The sequence below is a fragment of the Enhydrobacter aerosaccus genome (assembly GCF_900167455.1).
Lineage (GTDB): Bacteria > Pseudomonadota > Alphaproteobacteria > Reyranellales > Reyranellaceae > Reyranella > Reyranella aerosaccus.
Genome location: NZ_FUWJ01000002.1, coordinates 1224001 through 1240864 on the forward strand (window position 1 = coordinate 1224001; position 16864 = coordinate 1240864).

A 16864-nucleotide genomic window follows, 5' to 3' on the forward strand; every position below is an offset into this window, starting at 1 on the left:
GGGTCTACACAGCCGGCCATGGCAAGCGCGACCCTCCCTCCCGTGCCGCCGGCCCCGATGCCCCAGGGGCAACCGGACCCGGAACTGCAAACAGCGGTACAATACCTTCGCGCCGGCTGGTTCGATCGGGCCGAGCCATTGTTCCGCTCGGCCTATGGGCGCTACGGCGACCGGCCGGACGTTCTTCACTATCTTGCCGTCTGCCTCTCTCAACGCGGCGCTCTCCCGGAAGCCGAAGCTCTGTGGCGCAAGGCCCTGGCCAAGGATCCGAACGAGCCGATGCTGTCCTACAATCTCGGTCTCATGGCCCGCCGGCTGGGCCGACCCGACGAAGCAGCCCGACGCTTCCGGGACACGATCCGCCGCGCGCCGGCGCATATCGAGGCGCGATTGGCTTTGGCGTCGCTTCACTTGGAGCAGGGTCGTTTTGCCGCCGCCGAGCGGGAGCTGGCCGAGTTCACACAGAATGTCGACCGCGCCATCCAGCAGCCCGGCGGCGAAGGGCTGAAGCCCCTGCAGGCCCGCGCCCGCAATATGCTCGGACATGCCCTCTATCGCCTCGGCCACTACGGACCGGCGATCGAGGTCCTTGATATGGGGTTGGTCGATGTCGGCGACGACGTCGTCCGCCGCGCGCAGATCATGGGCGACCGCGCCTTGTCCTTGGGCGGCCTCGGCCATCATGAGGAAGCCATCGCCGAAGCCGAGCGCGCCTTGGAGCTTGCGCCCCAGAACGCGAGTCTCAACCATGTTTTGGGATTCGTCCTCTACTTTGCCGGCCGACCCTCGGATGCCATCCCTTATATCCAGAAGGCGCTCGATCTGGACCCGAGCTTCCATCAGGCGTTCAAGACGCTGGCGCTCGCTCAGACGGCTTCCGGCAAGACCGACGCCGCCATCGAGGTGCTGCATCGCGCACTCCGGCACGACCCTGTCGACCGAGACGCCGTCCTGCAGCTGTCCTTCCTGGAGATCGAGCAGGGCCGCTTTGCCGAGGCTCTGGAGGTCTTGGAACCCATATTGAAGGCGGCCCCGAACGATGTGCGGGCCCTGAACAACCAGGGTCTGGCGCTGCGTGGCCTGAAGCGGCTCGAGGAAGCGCGGCGAGCTCTCAAGCGCGCTTCCCGTCTCGCTTCGGACGATCCGCTGGTCCTGACCAATCTCGGTGCCGTTCTGGTCGATCTCGATCGGGCCGCCGAAGCGCGCTCATTGCATGAGCACGCGCTACGCGGCCTGCCCGGCGATCCGCGGCTGCTGACCAATTACGGCATCTGCCTCGTTGCGCTCGGGGAAAAGGATAAGGCGCGCGAGGCACTCGATGCCGCTCTCGCCGTCGATCCGACCAACAAGGACGCGCTCGCCGCGCGGACCGGACTGCAGGAGTGAGTCAGTACCAATGAGCGAGGGAGCGGAGCGGCTGGCCGATGTGAAGGCCCGGATCATCAAGGCCGCTGAAAGCGCAGGACGTAATCCGGCCGAGGTCACGCTGGTGGCCGTTTCCAAAACCCACGGCGCCGACCGCGTGAAGGAACTCCTGGAGGTCGGCCAGAGAGTTTTCGGAGAGAACCGAGTGCAGGAAGCGCAGGAGAAGTTTCCGGCGCTCAAGGCCGAATATGCCGACCTCGAATTGCACCTGATCGGCCCGCTGCAGACCAACAAGGCCCGCGAGGCCGTAGTGCTGTTCGATGTCATCCAGTCCGTGGATCGCGAGAAACTCGCGGCAACACTGGCCAAGGAAATGGACCGAGCTGGAAGGCGACCGGCCTGCTTCATCCAGGTGAATACCGGCGAGGAGCCGCAAAAGGCGGGAATCTTGCCGGCCGACCTCGATGCGTTCGTCGTCGCCTGTCGGGACACGTACAAGCTGCCGATCGTCGGCCTGATGTGCATCCCGCCAGTCGACGAGGAGCCCGCCTTGCACTTTGCGCTCCTGGCCAAGATGGCGGCGCGCCATGGGCTGGCGAAGGTGAGCATGGGAATGAGTGCCGACTACGAGACCGCGGTGCGGCTTGGCGCGACCCATGTCCGCGTTGGCAGCGCTCTTTTCGGACAGCGTCAGACTGGACATGCCGGAGCTGCCTGAGGTCGAGACCGTCCGCCGCGGGGTGATCCCGAGGATGGTCGGCCATCGCATCCTCAAGCTGCAGCAGCGTCGGCGGGATCTGCGCGTGCCGCTGCCTCAGCGCTTCGCGGAGCGGGTCGAGGGACGCACGGTGCGCGCGATCGATCGCCGCGCCAAGTATCTGCTGATCCGGCTGGACGATGGGCAGACGTTGATCGTGCACCTCGGCATGTCGGGTCGCATGACGCTCCACGACGCCAAGAGCGCCACCGAGCATCCCCTGGGCCGCCACGATCACGTCGTTATCGACATGGATGACGGCTGGCAGATCCGCTTCAACGATGCCCGCCGCTTCGGGCTCATGCTGCTGATGCCGGACGAATCGGTCAGCCGGCACAAGCTGTTCAAGGACCTTGGCCCAGAGCCTCTCGATGCGACGTTCAGCGGCAACGCTCTTGCCGCGCGGCTGAAAGGAAAACGGACCTCCATCAAAGCGGCGCTGCTCGATCAGAGGACCCTGGTCGGGATCGGCAATATCTACGCCTGCGAAGCGCTCTTTCTCGCGGGCATCTCTCCGCGCCGAATGTCCGATTCCGTACAGAAGCAGCGGGCCGACCGGCTGGTGGCGGCGCTGAAGGAAGTGCTGTTGCGCTCGATCGATGACGGCGGCTCGACGTTGCGCGACCATATCCAACCGGGCGGCGAGCTCGGATATTTTCAGACGCGCTTCAAAGTCTACGATCGTGCTGGTGCACCCTGTCCGACACCAGGATGCGGCCATGTCATCAAGCGCCTCGTGCAGGGCGGGCGCTCGACCTTCTATTGCGCACACTGTCAGCGCTAGCTAAGCCACTGTTCAAGAGCTCGGAGGAAAGCGTGGCCACTTACGAAAACATCCAGGTCGAAACCAAGGGCAGGGTCGGCATCATCCGACTGAACCGGCCGAAGGCGTTGAATGCCTTGTGCGCCGACCTGGTGCGCGAGCTCGGCGTCGCGCTCGACGCCTTCGAAGCCGACGCAAATATCGGCTGCATGGTTCTCACAGGGAGTGAGAAAGCGTTCGCTGCCGGCGCCGACATCAAGGAGATGAAGGACAAGTCCTATCAGGACGTTTTCATGCAGGACTTCATCACCGTCGGCTGGGAGAAGGTGAGCCAGGTGCGCAAGCCGATCATCGCCGCAGTGGCCGGTTATGCGCTGGGGGGCGGCTGCGAGATGGCCATGATGTGCGACTTCATCATTGCCGCAGACAATGCGAAGTTCGGTCAGCCGGAAATCACTTTGGGCACCATTCCCGGAGCCGGCGGCACCCAGCGCCTGCCCCGCTTCGTCGGCAAGTCGAAGGCCATGGATCTGGTGCTGACGGGTCGCATGATGGATGCGGCCGAAGCCGAACGCTGTGGTCTGGTCAGCCGCGTCGTGCCGCTGGGTCAGCTGGTCGACGAGGCGGTAGCGGCCGCCGAGAAGATCGCCGGCCTGTCCCTGCCCGCGACGATGGTGGCCAAAGAGGCCGTGAATCGCGCCTTCGAGACCACATTGGCCGAAGGGATCCGCTTCGAGCGTCGCACCTTCCATGCAACCTTCGCCTTCGAGGATCGCAGCGAGGGCATGGCCGCCTTTGCCGAAAAGCGCAAAGCAGCTTGGAAACACCGCTGATTTCGGCTTTTCTGGCCGCTTGACCGGCTGCGGGCCGGCTCGTATAAGCCCGCCCTTCCGAGGAATGAGGATCAAAATGGCTAATCACAAGTCGGCCGAGAAGCGCGCCCGCCAGACCGAGCGTCGTACTACCGTGAATTCTGCGCGGCGCAGCCGCGTCCGCTCGTCGATCAAGAAGGTCGAGGAAGCGATCAAGGCCGGCGACAAGAAGGCTGCCGCCGAAGCGTTGCGGGCTGCTCAGCCCGAGATCCAGCGCGGTGCGGTCGCGCGAGTGATTGCCAAGAACGCCGCTGCGCGTCGCGTGTCGCGACTCAATGCGCGCATCAAGGCGATGGCCTGATCGAACACACGAACCTCCTCGGACAAGAGATGCAACGCCGCTCCATTGGAGCGGCGTTTTCTTTTTGCGAAAGCTTTGGAAATTTTTTTTGACGTTTTTGGCGGAGATCGTTTGGTCGCTGATTCGGCGAACGACATACGATTCGCTTTTATCGTCCCGCTCACCAGCACGAGCGCAAGATGTTGGGCAGCATGCGCTCGCGTTCTCGCGTGAAAATAAAGTCGAAAGCATTGTCAATCGAGTCAGGTGGAGAACAGGCTGAATAGCGTGCGGTGTTGTTCGCCTGAATCGTTTGCGCGTCGGACATGGTCTGGTAAGAGTCATCGCATCGCGACGGGGCGTGGGGCGCTCAAGCGCGAGCCAGATGAAGACGGGGGGCATTCCTCTTCATCGATTAGACGAACGAGGGAGAATTTCACGACGCTCTAGCATCGCGAAGATTCGACAACGCAGCGCTCTTCAACGGCGCTCGAACAGAATCTCTTCGTAGCTGCTGTTGCGCTGTGTGTCTGTCATCGATCGCCGGCTCGCGAGTGCCTGGCCTCGCCAAATGAAAGCGGGGGCTATGACAAAAGACAACAAGCTTGTCGGCACGTACGAAGTGTCTCCCGCTCCCGGCTATGCCGGCGACGTGACACCAAACACTGCGTGGAAAATTTTGAATGAGAACAAGAATGCGGTGCTGATCGACGTCCGCACGCGCGCGGAATGGAGCTATGTCGGACTTCCCGACCTGTCGTCGGTCGGCAAGGAGCCGGCGCTGCTCGAGTGGCAGACCTTCCCCAGCATGCAGCTCAATCCCGAATTCGTGGCAACGCTCTCCAGTGCGGTTGCCGACAAGGATACTCCGCTTCTCTTTCTATGTCGGAGTGGAGCGCGTTCGGCCGCGGCAGCGAAAGCGCTGACTGCGGCCGGGTATAGTACGTGTCTCAACGTAGTCGACGGGTTCGAGGGGCCGCTGAACGCGCAAGCCAAGCGTGGAGCAGCAGGGGGCTGGAAAGCAGCAGGACTTCCATGGAGACAGAATTGACTCGATTTCAATCACCGATCTCCGGCAACGACGCGGCATATAATCAGAAGACCATGGCGGGAGCCGAGATGGACGAGGGCAGCCGAAAGGAACTGGAAGCGCAGTGGACGCGCGTCTGTGACCGGCTGCGCAAGGAAATCGGCGACAAGGCCTTCAAGACGTGGTTCGGCGAGGTCGAGCTGGGCGAGCTGAAGGCGGGCAAGCTGCGCCTCTATGCGCCGACCCGGTTCGTGCGCGACTGGGTGAGCCGCCACTACGGCGATCGCGTGCTGGCCTACTGGCAGGCCGTGAGTCCGGAAGTGTCCAATGTCGAGGTGAATCTCGTGCCGCCGCCGGCTCCGCGCCGTCCCAATGAGATCATCGCCATGCCGCCCGTTCCGGCGCCGCAATCGAGCTACCAGCAGCCGATGCCTCGCCTTGGTCCCTCGATCGGCCGTGGCGTGGACGAGGCCTTCCAGGGTCCGGAGGCACGCTACACCTTTGCCAACTTCGTCGTCGGCAAGCCGAACGAGTTCGCCTATGCGGCCGCGCGCAACATCGCCGAACAGGATCGACCGCTGCCGGAGCGCAATCCGCTCTACATCTTCGGGGGAGTGGGCCTCGGCAAGACTCACCTGATGCACGCCATCTGGCACGCGATCCGCGAGCGCGATCCGAAGACGCGCGTGCTCTACCTGACGGCCGAAAGCTTCGTGAACCGCTTCATCCAGGCGCTGCGCACCAAGAACACCGGCCAGTTCAAGGAACTGTTCCGCAATGTCGACGTGCTGATGGTCGACGATGTGCAGTTCATCTGCGGCAAGGAGGCGAGCCAGGAGGAGTTCTTCTTCACCTTCAATTCGCTGGTGGAACAGAACAAGCAGATCGTTCTGTCGTCCGAGAAACCGCCATCGGAACTGCAGGACATCGAGGAGCGGATGCGGTCGCGTCTGGGCAGCGGCCTGGTAGCCGACATCCATTCGTCGACCTACGAGCTGCGGCTGTCGATCCTGCAGACCAAGGCCGAATCGGCGCGCGTGCCGGTGCCGCATGCCGTGCTCGAGTTTCTCGCGCACAAGATCAGCACCAATATCCGGGAGCTCGAGGGCGCGCTGAATCGGGTGGTCGCGCACGGCCAGCTGATCGGCCGCGAGATCACCGTGGAGATGGCGCAGGACGTGCTGCACGACCTGCTGCGTCAGGCCGATCGCAAGGTCACGGTGGACGAGATCCAGCAACGGGTGGCGGCGCACTACAATATCAAGCTCGCTGAAATGAGCTCGCCGCGTCGTGCCCGCTCGGTGGCCCGCCCGCGCCAGGTGGCGATGTATCTCGCCAAGCAGCTCACCACGCTCAGCCTGCCGCAGATCGGCAAGCGCTTCGGCAACCGCGACCACACCACGGTCATGCACGCCGTCCGCAAGATCGAGGAACTCAAGATCTCCGATCTTTCGATTGCGGAAGATGTCGAGTTGCTCAAGCGTCAGTTGCAGGGCTGACGGAATCGCTGCACGTCACATGAAACGGGGCCGGACTGGCCCCGTTTTTTTGACCGAATGGTGGCCTAAACGCCTCAAATAGCGAGCGAAATCGCTTTCGGCGGGCAGCGACCGTGTTATACTTCCCAACCGTTCTGCTGGGATATTTTCGTCCCCGGCGAGACGGGCCAAAAACCACATCCAAATGGCCCTGATTACAGCGACCCAACCATGAAACTGACGATCGAGCGGGCAGCCCTTCTGAAGGCTTTGGCCCATGTGCAGAGTGTCGTCGAGCGTCGGAACACCATTCCCATCCTCTCGAACGTCCTGATCACCGCCCAGAAGGGCCGGCTGAGCCTGGCGGCGACCGATATGGATCTCGCCATCACCGAGACGGTCGAAGCGAGCGCGGCCAAGACCGGCTCGACCACGGCACCCGCCCACACGCTCTACGAGATCGTCCGCAAGCTGCCGGATGGGGCCCAGGTCGAGCTGGAAACAGCGGCCGACGGCAACACCCTGGTGATCCGGGCGGGCCGGTCGCGCTTCACGCTGCAGTGCCTGCCGCCAGCGGATTTTCCGGCCATGAACGAGGGCGATCTGCCCCATCGCTTCCAGCTGCCGGCGACCGATCTCAAGGGCATCATCGACCGCACGCGCTTCGCCATCTCCAACGAGGAGACGCGCTATTACCTCAACGGCATCTACTTCCATGCCGCCAAGGCCGGCGGAACGGACGTGCTGCGCGGCGTCGCCACCGATGGCCATCGCCTGGCCCGGGTGGAAGTACCGCTGCCCAAGGATGCGGGCGAGATTCCCGGCGTGATCGTGCCGCGCAAGACGGTGGCCGAGGTGCGCAAGCTGCTCGACGAAAGCGACGGTTCGGTCGACATCGAGCTCTCCGACACGCGGATCCGCTTCGCGAGCGGCAACATCACGCTGGTCAGCAAGCTGATCGACGGCACCTTCCCGGACTATGAGCGCGTGATTCCGACCGGCAACGACAAGGTGCTGAACGTGCCGTGCAAGGAGTTCGCGCAGGCTGTCGATCGCGTCTCGACCATCTCGACCGAGAAGTCGCGCGCCATCAAGCTGGCCGTCGGCAAGGGCGTCGTCACGCTGTCGGCGACCAGCCCCGATGCCGGTAGCGCCACGGAAGAGATCGAGGTCGAGTACAAGGACACTCCTCTGGAGATCGGCTTCAACTCGCGCTACCTGCTCGATATCACCGAGCAGATCGCCGGCTCGGAAGCCCGCTTCCTGATGGCCGACGCCGGTTCGCCGACCCTGGTGCGTGACGGCGCGGATGAGAGCGCGCTCTACGTCCTCATGCCGATGCGGGTATGACGCCGCCGCCGATCAGCGCTCTCGCCCCTTCCCCCGACGCCGCACCCGGCGCTGCGCCGGCCATTTTGGCCGTGCGCCAATTACGCCTGACCGACTTCCGCAACTATCGGCAGCTCCGTCTCGACTGCGGGCCCGAGCCCGTGGTGCTTGTAGGAGCCAACGGTGCCGGCAAGACCAACCTGCTCGAAGCCATCTCGTTCCTGGCGCCGGGACGCGGGCTGCGCCGCGCCAGGCTCGACGACGTTGCCCACCGCCCGCGGCGGGAGGAGCCGCCGGCCGGCGCCTGGGCCGTCGCGGCGACGCTGGATACGCCGGACGGACGGCTCGCCATCGGCACCGGCCTCGATCCGTCGCGCGGCGAGGGCAGCCTGCCGCGTCGCCTGGTTCGCATCGACGGCCGCCCCGCTTCCAGCCAGACCGCGCTCGGCCCCCATGTCGCCGTCGTATGGCTGACGCCCCAGCTCGACCGGCTTTTCCTCGACGGGGCAAGTGAACGCCGGCGTTTCCTCGACCGGCTGGTGACCGCCCTGCACCCCGAGCATGCGGGCGACGTCGCAGCCTACGAGAACGCCGTGCGCCAGCGGGCGCGGCTGCTGGCCGACGGCAATGGCGATGCGCACTGGTTGGCGGCGCTCGAGGATACGATGGCGCGTCACGGCGTGGCGCTGGCCGCTGCCCGTGCCGATACGGTCCAACGGCTCGATGCCGCGGCCCGGCTGGGCGTCGGCCCGTTTCCGCGCGCCGCCCTGTCGATGTCGGGCGAGATCGACGGCTGGATCGCCGCCATGCCGGCCCTGGATGCCGAGGATCGGATGCGTGCGACATTGGCGGCATCGCGCTTGCGCGACGCCGAGGCCGGCACCACATCTTGTGGACCCCATCGCAGTGATCTGGCGGTGCGTCATCTCGACCTGGATTTGCCGGCCGCCGAAGGCTCGACAGGCCAGCAAAAGGCCGTGCTGGTCTCGATCGCCCTCGCCCATGCCCGTCTCGTCGCCTTGTCGCGCGGACGGCCGCCGCTATTGCTGCTGGACGAGATCGCCGCCCATCTCGACGCCGAACGTCGCCTGGCACTGTTCGACGAGATCGTGGCGCTGGGCGCCCAGAGCTGGATGACCGGCACCGACGCCGGACTATTCGCGCCGCTTGGTGGCCGTGCGCAGCTGTTGCGCGTGGTCGACGGAAACGTCGCGGCGAACTGAACCCTGTCAGGACAGACACGATGAGCGAGAACGAGCAGATCCCCAACGGCAATGGCAACGGCGACGATTACGACGCCGATTCCATCAAGGTGCTGCGCGGCCTGGAGGCGGTGCGCAAGCGCCCGGGCATGTATATCGGCGACACCGACGACGGCACCGGCCTGCATCACATGGTCTACGAGATCGTCGACAATGCGATCGACGAGGCGCTGGCCGGCTATTGCGATCAGGTCGATGTGGTCCTGCACGGCGACGGGTCCGTCACGGTGCGCGACAACGGCCGTGGCGTGCCTGTGGACATCCACAAGGAAGAAGGCATCTCGGCCGCCAACGTCATCTTCACGCAGCTCCATGCCGGCGGAAAGTTCGACCAGAATTCCTACAAGGTCTCCGGCGGACTGCACGGCGTCGGCGCCGCCGTGGTCAACGCCCTGAGCGACCATCTCGACCTGCGCATCTGGCGCAACGGCAAGGAATACTTCATGCGTTTCCGAAGCGGCGACGCAGAGAAGGACCTGGAGCTGGTGGGCGACGCGCCCGAAGGCAAGCGCGGCACGGAGGTCAGCTTCCTGCCCTCGAACACGATCTTCACCAAGACCGAGTTCGACTTCTCGACCCTCGAGCACCGGCTGCGCGAACTCGCCTTCCTCAACTCAGGCGTCCGCATCGTCATTACCGACGAGCGCACCCCCGAACCGAAAGTGATCGAGCTGTTCTACGAGGGCGGCGTCGAGGCCTTCGCCAAGTATCTCGACCGCAACAAGCAGGTGTTGCACAGCCCGCCGGTATCGATCCGCGGCGAGAAGGATGGCATCTCGGTCGAAGTCGCCATGCAGTGGAACGACAGCTACCACGAGACCATGCTGTGCTTCACCAATAACATCCCGCAGCGCGACGGCGGTACGCATCTCGCCGGATTTCGCGGCGCGCTCACCCGCACGCTCAACAAATATGCCGACGAAGGCGGACTCTCCAAGAAGGAGAAGGTGAACCTGACCGGCGACGACATGCGCGAAGGCCTGACCTGCGTGCTGTCGGTGAAGGTGCCCGACCCGAAATTCTCGTCGCAGACCAAGGACAAGCTGGTCTCGTCCGAAGTGCGGCCGGTGGTGGAGTCGGTGGTCGGTGACAAGCTCGGCCAATGGTTCGAGGAGCATCCGAGCGAGGCGCGCAAGATCCTCACCAAGGTGGTCGAAGCGGCCGCCGCGCGCGAAGCGGCGCGCAAGGCCCGCGAGCTGACGCGCCGCAAGGGAGCGCTGGACGTGAGCTCGCTCCCGGGCAAGTTGGCGGACTGCCAGGAGCGCGACCCGGCCTTGTCCGAGCTGTTCATCGTCGAGGGTGATTCGGCCGGCGGCTCCGCCAAGCAGGGCCGCAACCGCGCCAATCAGGCGATCCTGCCGCTGCGCGGCAAGATCCTGAACGTCGAACGCGCGCGCTTCGACAAGATGCTGTCCTCGGCCGAAATCGGCACCCTGATCACGGCGTTGGGCACGGGGATCGGCCACGACGACTTCAATCTCGACAAGCTGCGCTACCACAAGATCATCATCATGACGGACGCGGATGTCGACGGTTCGCACATCCGCACCCTGCTGATGACCTTCTTCTATCGTCAGATGCGCGAGCTGATCGACCGCGGCCATCTCTACATCGCCCAGCCGCCGTTGTTCAAAGCGGTGAAGGGGAAGTCTGCGATCTATCTCAAGGACGAGCGCGCACTCGACGATCACCTCATCGATAGCGGTCTCGATGGAGCTACGTTGAAGTTGGGTGACGGCACCGTACAGGCCAAGGAAGACCTGCGACGTACGGTCGACATCGCCCGCTCGGTCTCCAATCTCGTGAGGCCGCTCGCCTTGTCACGCCGCGTCACCAGCCAGCCCGTGATCGAGCAGGCGGCTATCGCGGGCGCGCTCAATCCCGACATACTGGCCGACGACACGCTCGCCAAACAGACCGCCGACTACATCGCTCGGCGCCTCGATGTCGTGAGTGCGCCGCTCGAGCGCGGCTGGACCGGCGAGCCGACACCGGATGGCGGCCTGGCCTTCAGCCGCCGGGTGCGCGGAGTGCAGGAACGCCACGTGATCGACGGGCCGCTGATCAAGAGCGCCGAAGCGCGCAAGCTCGACGCTCTCGCCCCTGAACTACAGGCCGTCTACATGAAGCCGGGCGAGTTCGTTGTGAAGGACAAGGAGACCCAGATCTTCTCGCCGACGGGACTGTTTGCCGCGGTTCTCGAGGCCGGCCGCAAAGGCGTCACGATCCAGCGCTACAAGGGCTTGGGTGAGATGAACCCGGATCAGCTCTGGGAAACCACGCTCGACCCGGAGGCGCGCACGTTGCTGCAGGTCAGGATCAATCACGCCGACGAAGCGGACGAGATCTTCGCGACCCTGATGGGCGATGTGGTCGAACCACGCCGCGAGTTCATCCAGGACAATGCCCTCAAGGTCGCGAATCTCGATGTCTAGGTTTCTGGTGATTGCTGCCGCGCTCATGGCCCTTGCAGGGCCGGCCGCGGCCCAGCCTGCCGCCACTGCGGCTCCGGCCACCCACGCCGGTACCCGCCTCAGCTTTCCGCAGACCGTAGGCGGCGCTGTCCTCGAGCAGAGCCAGAACCAGGGCAACGTCGCGACCTACATGTACGGTCTCAACAAGCTGCAGATCTACGTCTCCGTCTTCGATGGCGGTCGACGGATCCCCACGGGGAGCGACTCGCCGCAGCTCATGACCCAGTTCACGGACGAGGTGAACCAGGCGCAGATGGATCTGAAGACCGCCGGCTACATCCAGTTCGAGCGCCCGTCCGTCCCCTCCTCCTGTTCCTACGGCAACCTGACCTTCCGCTGCATCGTCTACAGCGTGAACTCGACCGGCGGCCGGCTGTTCAGCAAGCTGCTGATGACCGGCTACCACGATTACTTCCTCAAGATCCGCATCGACTGGGCTCAGACCTATGGCCACTCCCAGGCCGATGCCGACAAGGCGCTGCAGGCGTTCGTCCCGGCCCTCGTGCGCTGAGCGCGAGGGCCGGGACGGGATTGCGCGTCAAAGCACCATCTGCGTCTGAGTGACGAGCGCCACCAGCTTGCCTTCCGCGGTGGTGACGCGGGTCTGCCAGACCTGGGTACGGCGCCCGCGATGGACCGGCGTCGTCTCGCCGATCACCGTCGCGCCGACAGGTGCCGGCCCGACAAAGTTGGTCTTGCTCTCGATCGTGGTCGTGCCCTTTCCTTCGGGCAGGTTGAGGACGGTCGAGGCCGCCCCGAGCGTATCAGCGAAGGCCATCACCGCACCGCCATGCAGGATGTCCGGTCGGGTGCAAAGCTCCGGCCGGACGATCATCTCCGCCTTCACACCGTCCTCGCTGGCGGCAAGGAACTTCACCCCCAGCACCTTGGCGAAAGGCAGTGGGCGATCGTTCAGGAACTGAAGCTTGTCCACGGCATACGTCTCCTCGGCGGGGTCAGTTGGCGGTCTTGATGCGGCGCAGGCCCAGAAATTCCAGAACGGCCAGATCGGCGACGATTAGTGCGGGCACAACGATGCCGACGATCCCGGCGGTCGTCCAGGCAGCGGGCAGGAGAAGCACGATCACGCTGCCCGCCACCCAGCCGACGTCGGCGGCAAGAACAAGGCGGGCCCAGGCGAGAGGCGCGATCGGACGCGAGGCGATCCAGGCGCAGAGAGCGCCGAATGCCGCCACTTCTAGCCCCAGCAATTCGATCACGATCGGCAAGTCGAGACCGGCAATGGACACGGGCCCATCGGCGGCGGCTTGCGCCAGCGGCCCGGCAAGACCGACCATGATGGCGCCGGAGAGCACGGAAAAGACAGCATTGAACCGCAAGGTGCGGCGTAACAGGCGATCGGCTGGAACAGCCATGGCATCCTCCTTCGGCTATCGAGATGCCCCGCATTTCGGACTGAACCCACCACCCGGACAATTACGCTCGAGGTAATCGGCGGACCGGCAGACCGCTGCTAAAGTCCGAGCCATGCCGAATACAACCCTCACAAGCTCCGCCTCGCAGCCGGATCTGTTCGGTCCCATGCTGCGGACATGGCGTCGTCGGCGCGGCAGCAGCCAGCTTGTCCTGGCCCTCCAATCGGGCGTCTCCCAGCGCCACGTCAGCTTCCTCGAGTCCGGTCGGGCGCGGCCCAGCCGCGAGATGGTGATCCAACTCTCGTCGGCGCTCGATGTGCCGCTGCGCCAGCGCAATGCCATGCTGCTGGCCGCCGGATTTGCGCCGATCTATCGCGAGAGCAACCTCGCCGCGCCGGAACTGGCGCCGGTGCGCCAGGCGATCGACCGCATCCTGAAACAGCAGGAGCCGTATCCGGCGGTCGTGATCGACCGACTCTGGAACCTGCTGCAGGCGAACGAAGCCGCCAACGCCTTTACGATCTTCCTGTTCGAGGGGCCGCCACCGCCACCACCGCCGGGCAAGGGGCCGAACCTGCTGCGCTGGTTGCTCGATCCCAAGGCACTGCGCCCGAAGCTGGCCAACTGGGAAGAGGTGGTGCGCTATCTGGTCTCCACCACCTATGCCGAGATCCTGGCCGATGGCGGCGAGCCCAAGGCGCTTGCCTTCATCGAGGAGGTCATGGCCTATCCCGACGTGCCGGCCTCCTTCCGCAAGCTGCGCTTCGAGGACCGCCCGCAGCCGGTGCTGACGACCGACTATATCGTGGGCGGCAAGTCGCTTTCGGTATTCACGACCATCGCGACGCTGGGCACGCCGCAGGACGTGACCCTGCAGGAAGTCCGGATCGAAAGCTTCTTCCCGGCCGACGAGCGCAGCGACGCGCTGTTCCGCAGCCTGGCGGCGAAGAGTGCCGACGGGTCCTGAGGCGTCGGATCGCGAGACTGCACCCTGCGCCTAGCCGAGATCGTCGACGTCGTTGCGCAATTTCAGGCCAGCGCGGAAGCGGGAGAGATTGTCGAGAAAGATGTCGAAGATCGCATCGTTCTGGCCGAGCGAGTGACTGGCCGTGTGGGGTGAGACGATGACGTTGGGCATGTCCCATAGGGGCGAGCCTGGATCGAGAGGCTCCTTCTCGAACACGTCCAGATAGGCACCACCCAGCTTCCCACCGGCCAGTGCCGCGATCACGTCCTTCTCCACGGCGATCTCGCCGCGCGAGACGTTGACCAAGTGTGCACCATCGGGGAGAGCCGAGAAGACATTGGCATTGGCGATGCCCCGCGTCAGGGGCGAGGCCGGGCAGCACAGGATCAGCCAGTCGGCGCCCGGCAGAACTTCCGGCAGACTCTGATACGGAATGACCTTCTCGAAGGGGGGCACCGGTTCGGCGCTGCGACGCACGCCGGTCGATATCATGCCCAAGACCTGCAACAACGCGGCGATATTGAGACCGATCGGCCCCATGCCGACGATCACGGCGTGCTGCCCCTTGAGGTCGCGTGGCGAGCGCTCGGCCAGGCGTGGCTCCCAGGCATGGCGGCGCTGGGCATCGGCCAGCAACGGAAAGCGCCGGTTGAGGGCGATCACAGCGCCCAACACGCTATGCGCCACGGTGACCGCCGTCGCGCCGGACGCCGTCGTCACCTTCACCCCGCGGGACCGCAGCTCGCGATAGATCGGCCGCTCGGCCCCCGCCGGATGGATCTGCACCCATTTCAGACGCGGCGCCGCCCGCATCACGGCGTCAAAACCCTGAAGTTCGGGCGTGGAATTATCCTTGCTGGAACGCCCCGTGACCTCGCGGGTCATGAAGGCGATATCTGCATCACACGGTTCGCTCGCGGCGCGGGCGTCCTCAGCGGTGACGAAAGACAGGCTGCCAGCAGGGACGGCAGCTTCGATGCGCGGTCCCCAGGTACGCAACGCATGAGCGGAAAGCAGGAGCTTGAGCGACGCCGGCGACATACTGTCGTAGAGCCTAAAGCGTAGGGTTAGAAATAGGAAGTGCGAAAGCCCCACGGCGATGCTTGCGATCTCGCAGAGTCATCTATCGCCAGTACCTTGCTATACAAGGTACCATGCATTATATGGTTTGTAGGGTGGGCGTAGGAACCCGCAAGCCATCGTAGCGAGACCACGTGTCGGATTCCGGACACAAGCAGATGCCGCAAGCAGCAGATTGCTATCTACCGCCCTTGCACAGCATTCAGGGGGAACTCGATGCACGCTTCCAAACACGTCTATAGTTTCTTCGCTGGCATCGGCTTGTGCCTCACGGCGACACTGGCGCAAGCTGCCGGCCTGCGATCGATTGATATACCCGCCGACGCCGAGAGCCCCGCCATTCACGGCATGGTCTGGTATCCCTGTGCCACGACGCCGGAAGAGATCCGTGTCGACATTTTCACCTTGCCAGGCGTGAAGGACTGTCCGCTCGCAGGAGATCACCTGCCACTGATCGTCTTTTCCCACGGACAAGGCTCCATGTTCCTCGTCAATCACGACACCGCCGAGACCCTTGCAGACAACGGCTTCATGGTGGCGGCCATCAATCATCCTGGCGATACGGCGCAGGATCGGAGCCGCTCCGACGACCTCTCGGTCCTGGTCGAACGACCCACGGATATCAAACGCCTGATCGACTTCATGATCGGTGCCTCGCCATTCGCAGCAACAATCGATCAGGACAGAATTGGCTTCTTCGGTTACTCGCGCGGTGGCTATACCGGGCTTGTGCTGCTCGGTGCCGATCCCGATTGGGCTGGAGAGGCCTCGAACTATTGTCAACATAGCCAACTGCGGCTCTGCCAACAGATCCTCGGCAACAAGTACCCGTCTCGGCCCCTCACGCACGATCCGCGGATCAAGGTGGCGGTGCTTATCGATCCGCTAGCCAGCGTCTTCTCCGCGAAGAGCGTCGCGCCTCTCAAGGTGCCGATTCAACTTTGGGCATCTGAACGTGGCGGCTACGGCGTGCGGCTCCGCGACGTCGCTGCTCTAGATGTGAACCTTACGGCCCAACATGAATATCGCGTGGTTCCAAATGCTGGGCATCTGGCCTTCTTCCTGTGTCCACCGGCGCTGATCAAAGAGCGATCCGAACTCTGCGAGGATGCGCCCGGCTTCGACCGCGCCACGTTCCACGCAGGGTTCAACGCCGAGGTGCTCGCATTCTTCAGGAAATGGCTAATCCAGCCGGCGAAGTGAGGCTGCACCTCAGCGAGGTCGCTGAGGCATTCCAGGCGCCCACGGCGACGGAACTCTCGATCCTATGTACGTGGTTGTGGGGCATTGCCTCGGATGACATGGCGCACTAGCCCGCTTTCTCCATCAAGGCCAACAGACCCTTCACGATCTCCAGCGGTTCGGGCGGGCATCCTGCGATATGCAGGTCGACCGGCACGAAGTCGGCAACCGCGCCAGCGACGGCCTTCGAGCCGGCAAACACCCCGCAATTGGCGGCGCAATCGCCCAATGCCACCACCCATTTCGGTTCGGGCGCGGCATTGTAGGTTCGCAGCAGCGCCTCGCGCATGTTCCAGGTCACGGGGCCGGTCACGAGCAGCACGTCCGCATGACGCGGCGAGGCCACGAACTTCAGACCGAAGCGCTCGACGTCGTAGACGGGATTGTTGAGCGCGTTGACCTCGAGCTCGCAGCCATTGCAGGAGCCGGCATCGACCTCGCGGATGGCGAGCGAGCGGCCCAGCCGCTGCCGCGCCCGTTCCCCCAGGGCCTTGGTCAGTTCCTCGAGCGCCGCCGGCGCTGCTGCGGGAGGCTTGATGGTGGCCCTGCCCTTGAGAAGGGCGTCGAGCAGGAAGGATTTCATGGCGCC

At 64.4% G+C, this 16864-nt stretch carries 17 protein-coding genes; 13 read left to right on the plus strand and 4 right to left on the minus strand.

The genetic code is table 11. From position 1 onward, the window contains the following. Positions 1–18: 18 nt before the first annotated feature. The 11 genes from B5D62_RS15120 (at position 19) to B5D62_RS15170 (ending at position 12121) form a co-directional block, all read left to right on the plus strand. A complete protein-coding gene (locus B5D62_RS15120) occupies positions 19–1386 on the plus strand; it encodes a tetratricopeptide repeat protein (protein WP_085934668.1) in 1368 nt (455 codons plus the stop codon). 10 nt (positions 1387–1396) lie between these two features. Then, complete coding sequence (locus B5D62_RS15125) at positions 1397–2083, plus strand: YggS family pyridoxal phosphate-dependent enzyme (protein ID WP_085934669.1); 687 nt, start codon at positions 1397–1399, stop codon at positions 2081–2083. After that, positions 2067–2906 carry a bifunctional DNA-formamidopyrimidine glycosylase/DNA-(apurinic or apyrimidinic site) lyase gene (gene mutM / locus B5D62_RS15130; RefSeq protein ID WP_085934670.1) on the plus strand — a complete coding sequence of 280 codons (840 nt, stop codon included), beginning with the start codon at positions 2067–2069 and terminating at the stop codon, positions 2904–2906. The genes B5D62_RS15125 and mutM overlap by 17 nt, the downstream gene beginning before the upstream one ends. A 32-nt stretch (positions 2907–2938) precedes the next feature. Then, the gene (locus B5D62_RS15135) at positions 2939–3718 is read left to right on the plus strand and encodes an enoyl-CoA hydratase (RefSeq protein WP_231714810.1); all 780 of its coding nucleotides are present in this window, start codon (positions 2939–2941) and stop codon (positions 3716–3718) included. A 76-nt stretch (positions 3719–3794) separates the two neighbouring features. Continuing rightward, positions 3795–4058 carry a 30S ribosomal protein S20 gene (gene rpsT / locus B5D62_RS15140; protein ID WP_085934672.1) on the plus strand — a complete coding sequence of 88 codons (264 nt, stop codon included), beginning with the start codon at positions 3795–3797 and terminating at the stop codon, positions 4056–4058. A gap of 565 nt (positions 4059–4623) precedes the next feature. Then, the gene (locus tag B5D62_RS15145) at positions 4624–5088 is read left to right on the plus strand and encodes a rhodanese-like domain-containing protein (protein ID WP_085934673.1); all 465 of its coding nucleotides are present in this window, start codon (positions 4624–4626) and stop codon (positions 5086–5088) included. Next, positions 5085–6566: a chromosomal replication initiator protein DnaA gene (gene dnaA / locus B5D62_RS15150; protein ID WP_231714811.1), complete on the plus strand. Its 1482-nt coding sequence runs from the start codon at positions 5085–5087 to the stop codon at positions 6564–6566. Before B5D62_RS15145 ends, dnaA begins: the two co-directional genes overlap by 4 nt. A 210-nt stretch (positions 6567–6776) precedes the next feature. After that, a complete protein-coding gene (gene dnaN, locus B5D62_RS15155; protein WP_085934674.1) occupies positions 6777–7895 on the plus strand; it encodes a DNA polymerase III subunit beta in 1119 nt (372 codons plus the stop codon). Then, positions 7892–9097, plus strand: a complete 1206-nt coding sequence (gene recF / locus B5D62_RS15160; protein ID WP_085934675.1) for a DNA replication/repair protein RecF — start codon at positions 7892–7894, stop codon at positions 9095–9097. The genes dnaN and recF overlap by 4 nt, the downstream gene beginning before the upstream one ends. A gap of 20 nt (positions 9098–9117) precedes the next feature. Then, positions 9118–11571: a DNA topoisomerase (ATP-hydrolyzing) subunit B gene (gyrB, locus tag B5D62_RS15165; protein WP_085934676.1), complete on the plus strand. Its 2454-nt coding sequence runs from the start codon at positions 9118–9120 to the stop codon at positions 11569–11571. Then, positions 11564–12121, plus strand: coding sequence for a hypothetical protein (locus B5D62_RS15170; RefSeq protein WP_139373884.1), 558 nt, complete (start codon positions 11564–11566; stop codon positions 12119–12121). Before gyrB ends, B5D62_RS15170 begins: the two co-directional genes overlap by 8 nt. Before the next feature lie 27 nt (positions 12122–12148). On the opposite strand, the gene B5D62_RS15175 is transcribed toward B5D62_RS15170, so the two are convergent. Both B5D62_RS15175 and B5D62_RS15180 read right to left on the minus strand, forming a co-directional pair. Continuing rightward, positions 12149–12544: a PaaI family thioesterase gene (locus tag B5D62_RS15175; RefSeq protein ID WP_085934678.1), complete on the minus strand. Its 396-nt coding sequence runs from the start codon at positions 12542–12544 to the stop codon at positions 12149–12151. A 22-nt stretch (positions 12545–12566) separates the two neighbouring features. Next, positions 12567–12986 carry a hypothetical protein gene (locus B5D62_RS15180; protein WP_085934679.1) on the minus strand — a complete coding sequence of 140 codons (420 nt, stop codon included), beginning with the start codon at positions 12984–12986 and terminating at the stop codon, positions 12567–12569. Positions 12987–13098: 112 nt separating this feature from the next. On the opposite strand from B5D62_RS15180, the gene B5D62_RS15185 reads away from it, so the two are divergent. Beyond that, positions 13099–13953, plus strand: a complete 855-nt coding sequence (locus tag B5D62_RS15185; RefSeq protein ID WP_085934680.1) for a helix-turn-helix domain-containing protein — start codon at positions 13099–13101, stop codon at positions 13951–13953. 30 nt (positions 13954–13983) lie between these two features. Here B5D62_RS15185 and B5D62_RS15190 read toward each other — a convergent pair whose 3' ends face one another. Beyond that, positions 13984–14994 (minus strand): D-2-hydroxyacid dehydrogenase, encoded by a 1011-nt coding sequence (locus B5D62_RS15190; RefSeq protein WP_085934681.1) that lies wholly within the window; start codon positions 14992–14994, stop codon positions 13984–13986. A 255-nt stretch (positions 14995–15249) separates the two neighbouring features. Here B5D62_RS15190 and B5D62_RS15195 point away from each other — a divergent pair, with 255 nt between their 5' ends. Then, the gene (locus B5D62_RS15195; RefSeq protein WP_085934682.1) at positions 15250–16236 is read left to right on the plus strand and encodes an alpha/beta hydrolase family protein; all 987 of its coding nucleotides are present in this window, start codon (positions 15250–15252) and stop codon (positions 16234–16236) included. Between the two features lie 106 nt (positions 16237–16342). Here the strand turns inward: B5D62_RS15195 and B5D62_RS15200 are convergent, their stop codons facing one another. Continuing rightward, positions 16343–16858, minus strand: coding sequence for an NADH-quinone oxidoreductase subunit B family protein (locus tag B5D62_RS15200; protein ID WP_085934683.1), 516 nt, complete (start codon positions 16856–16858; stop codon positions 16343–16345). Between the last annotated feature and the right edge of the window lie 6 nt (positions 16859–16864).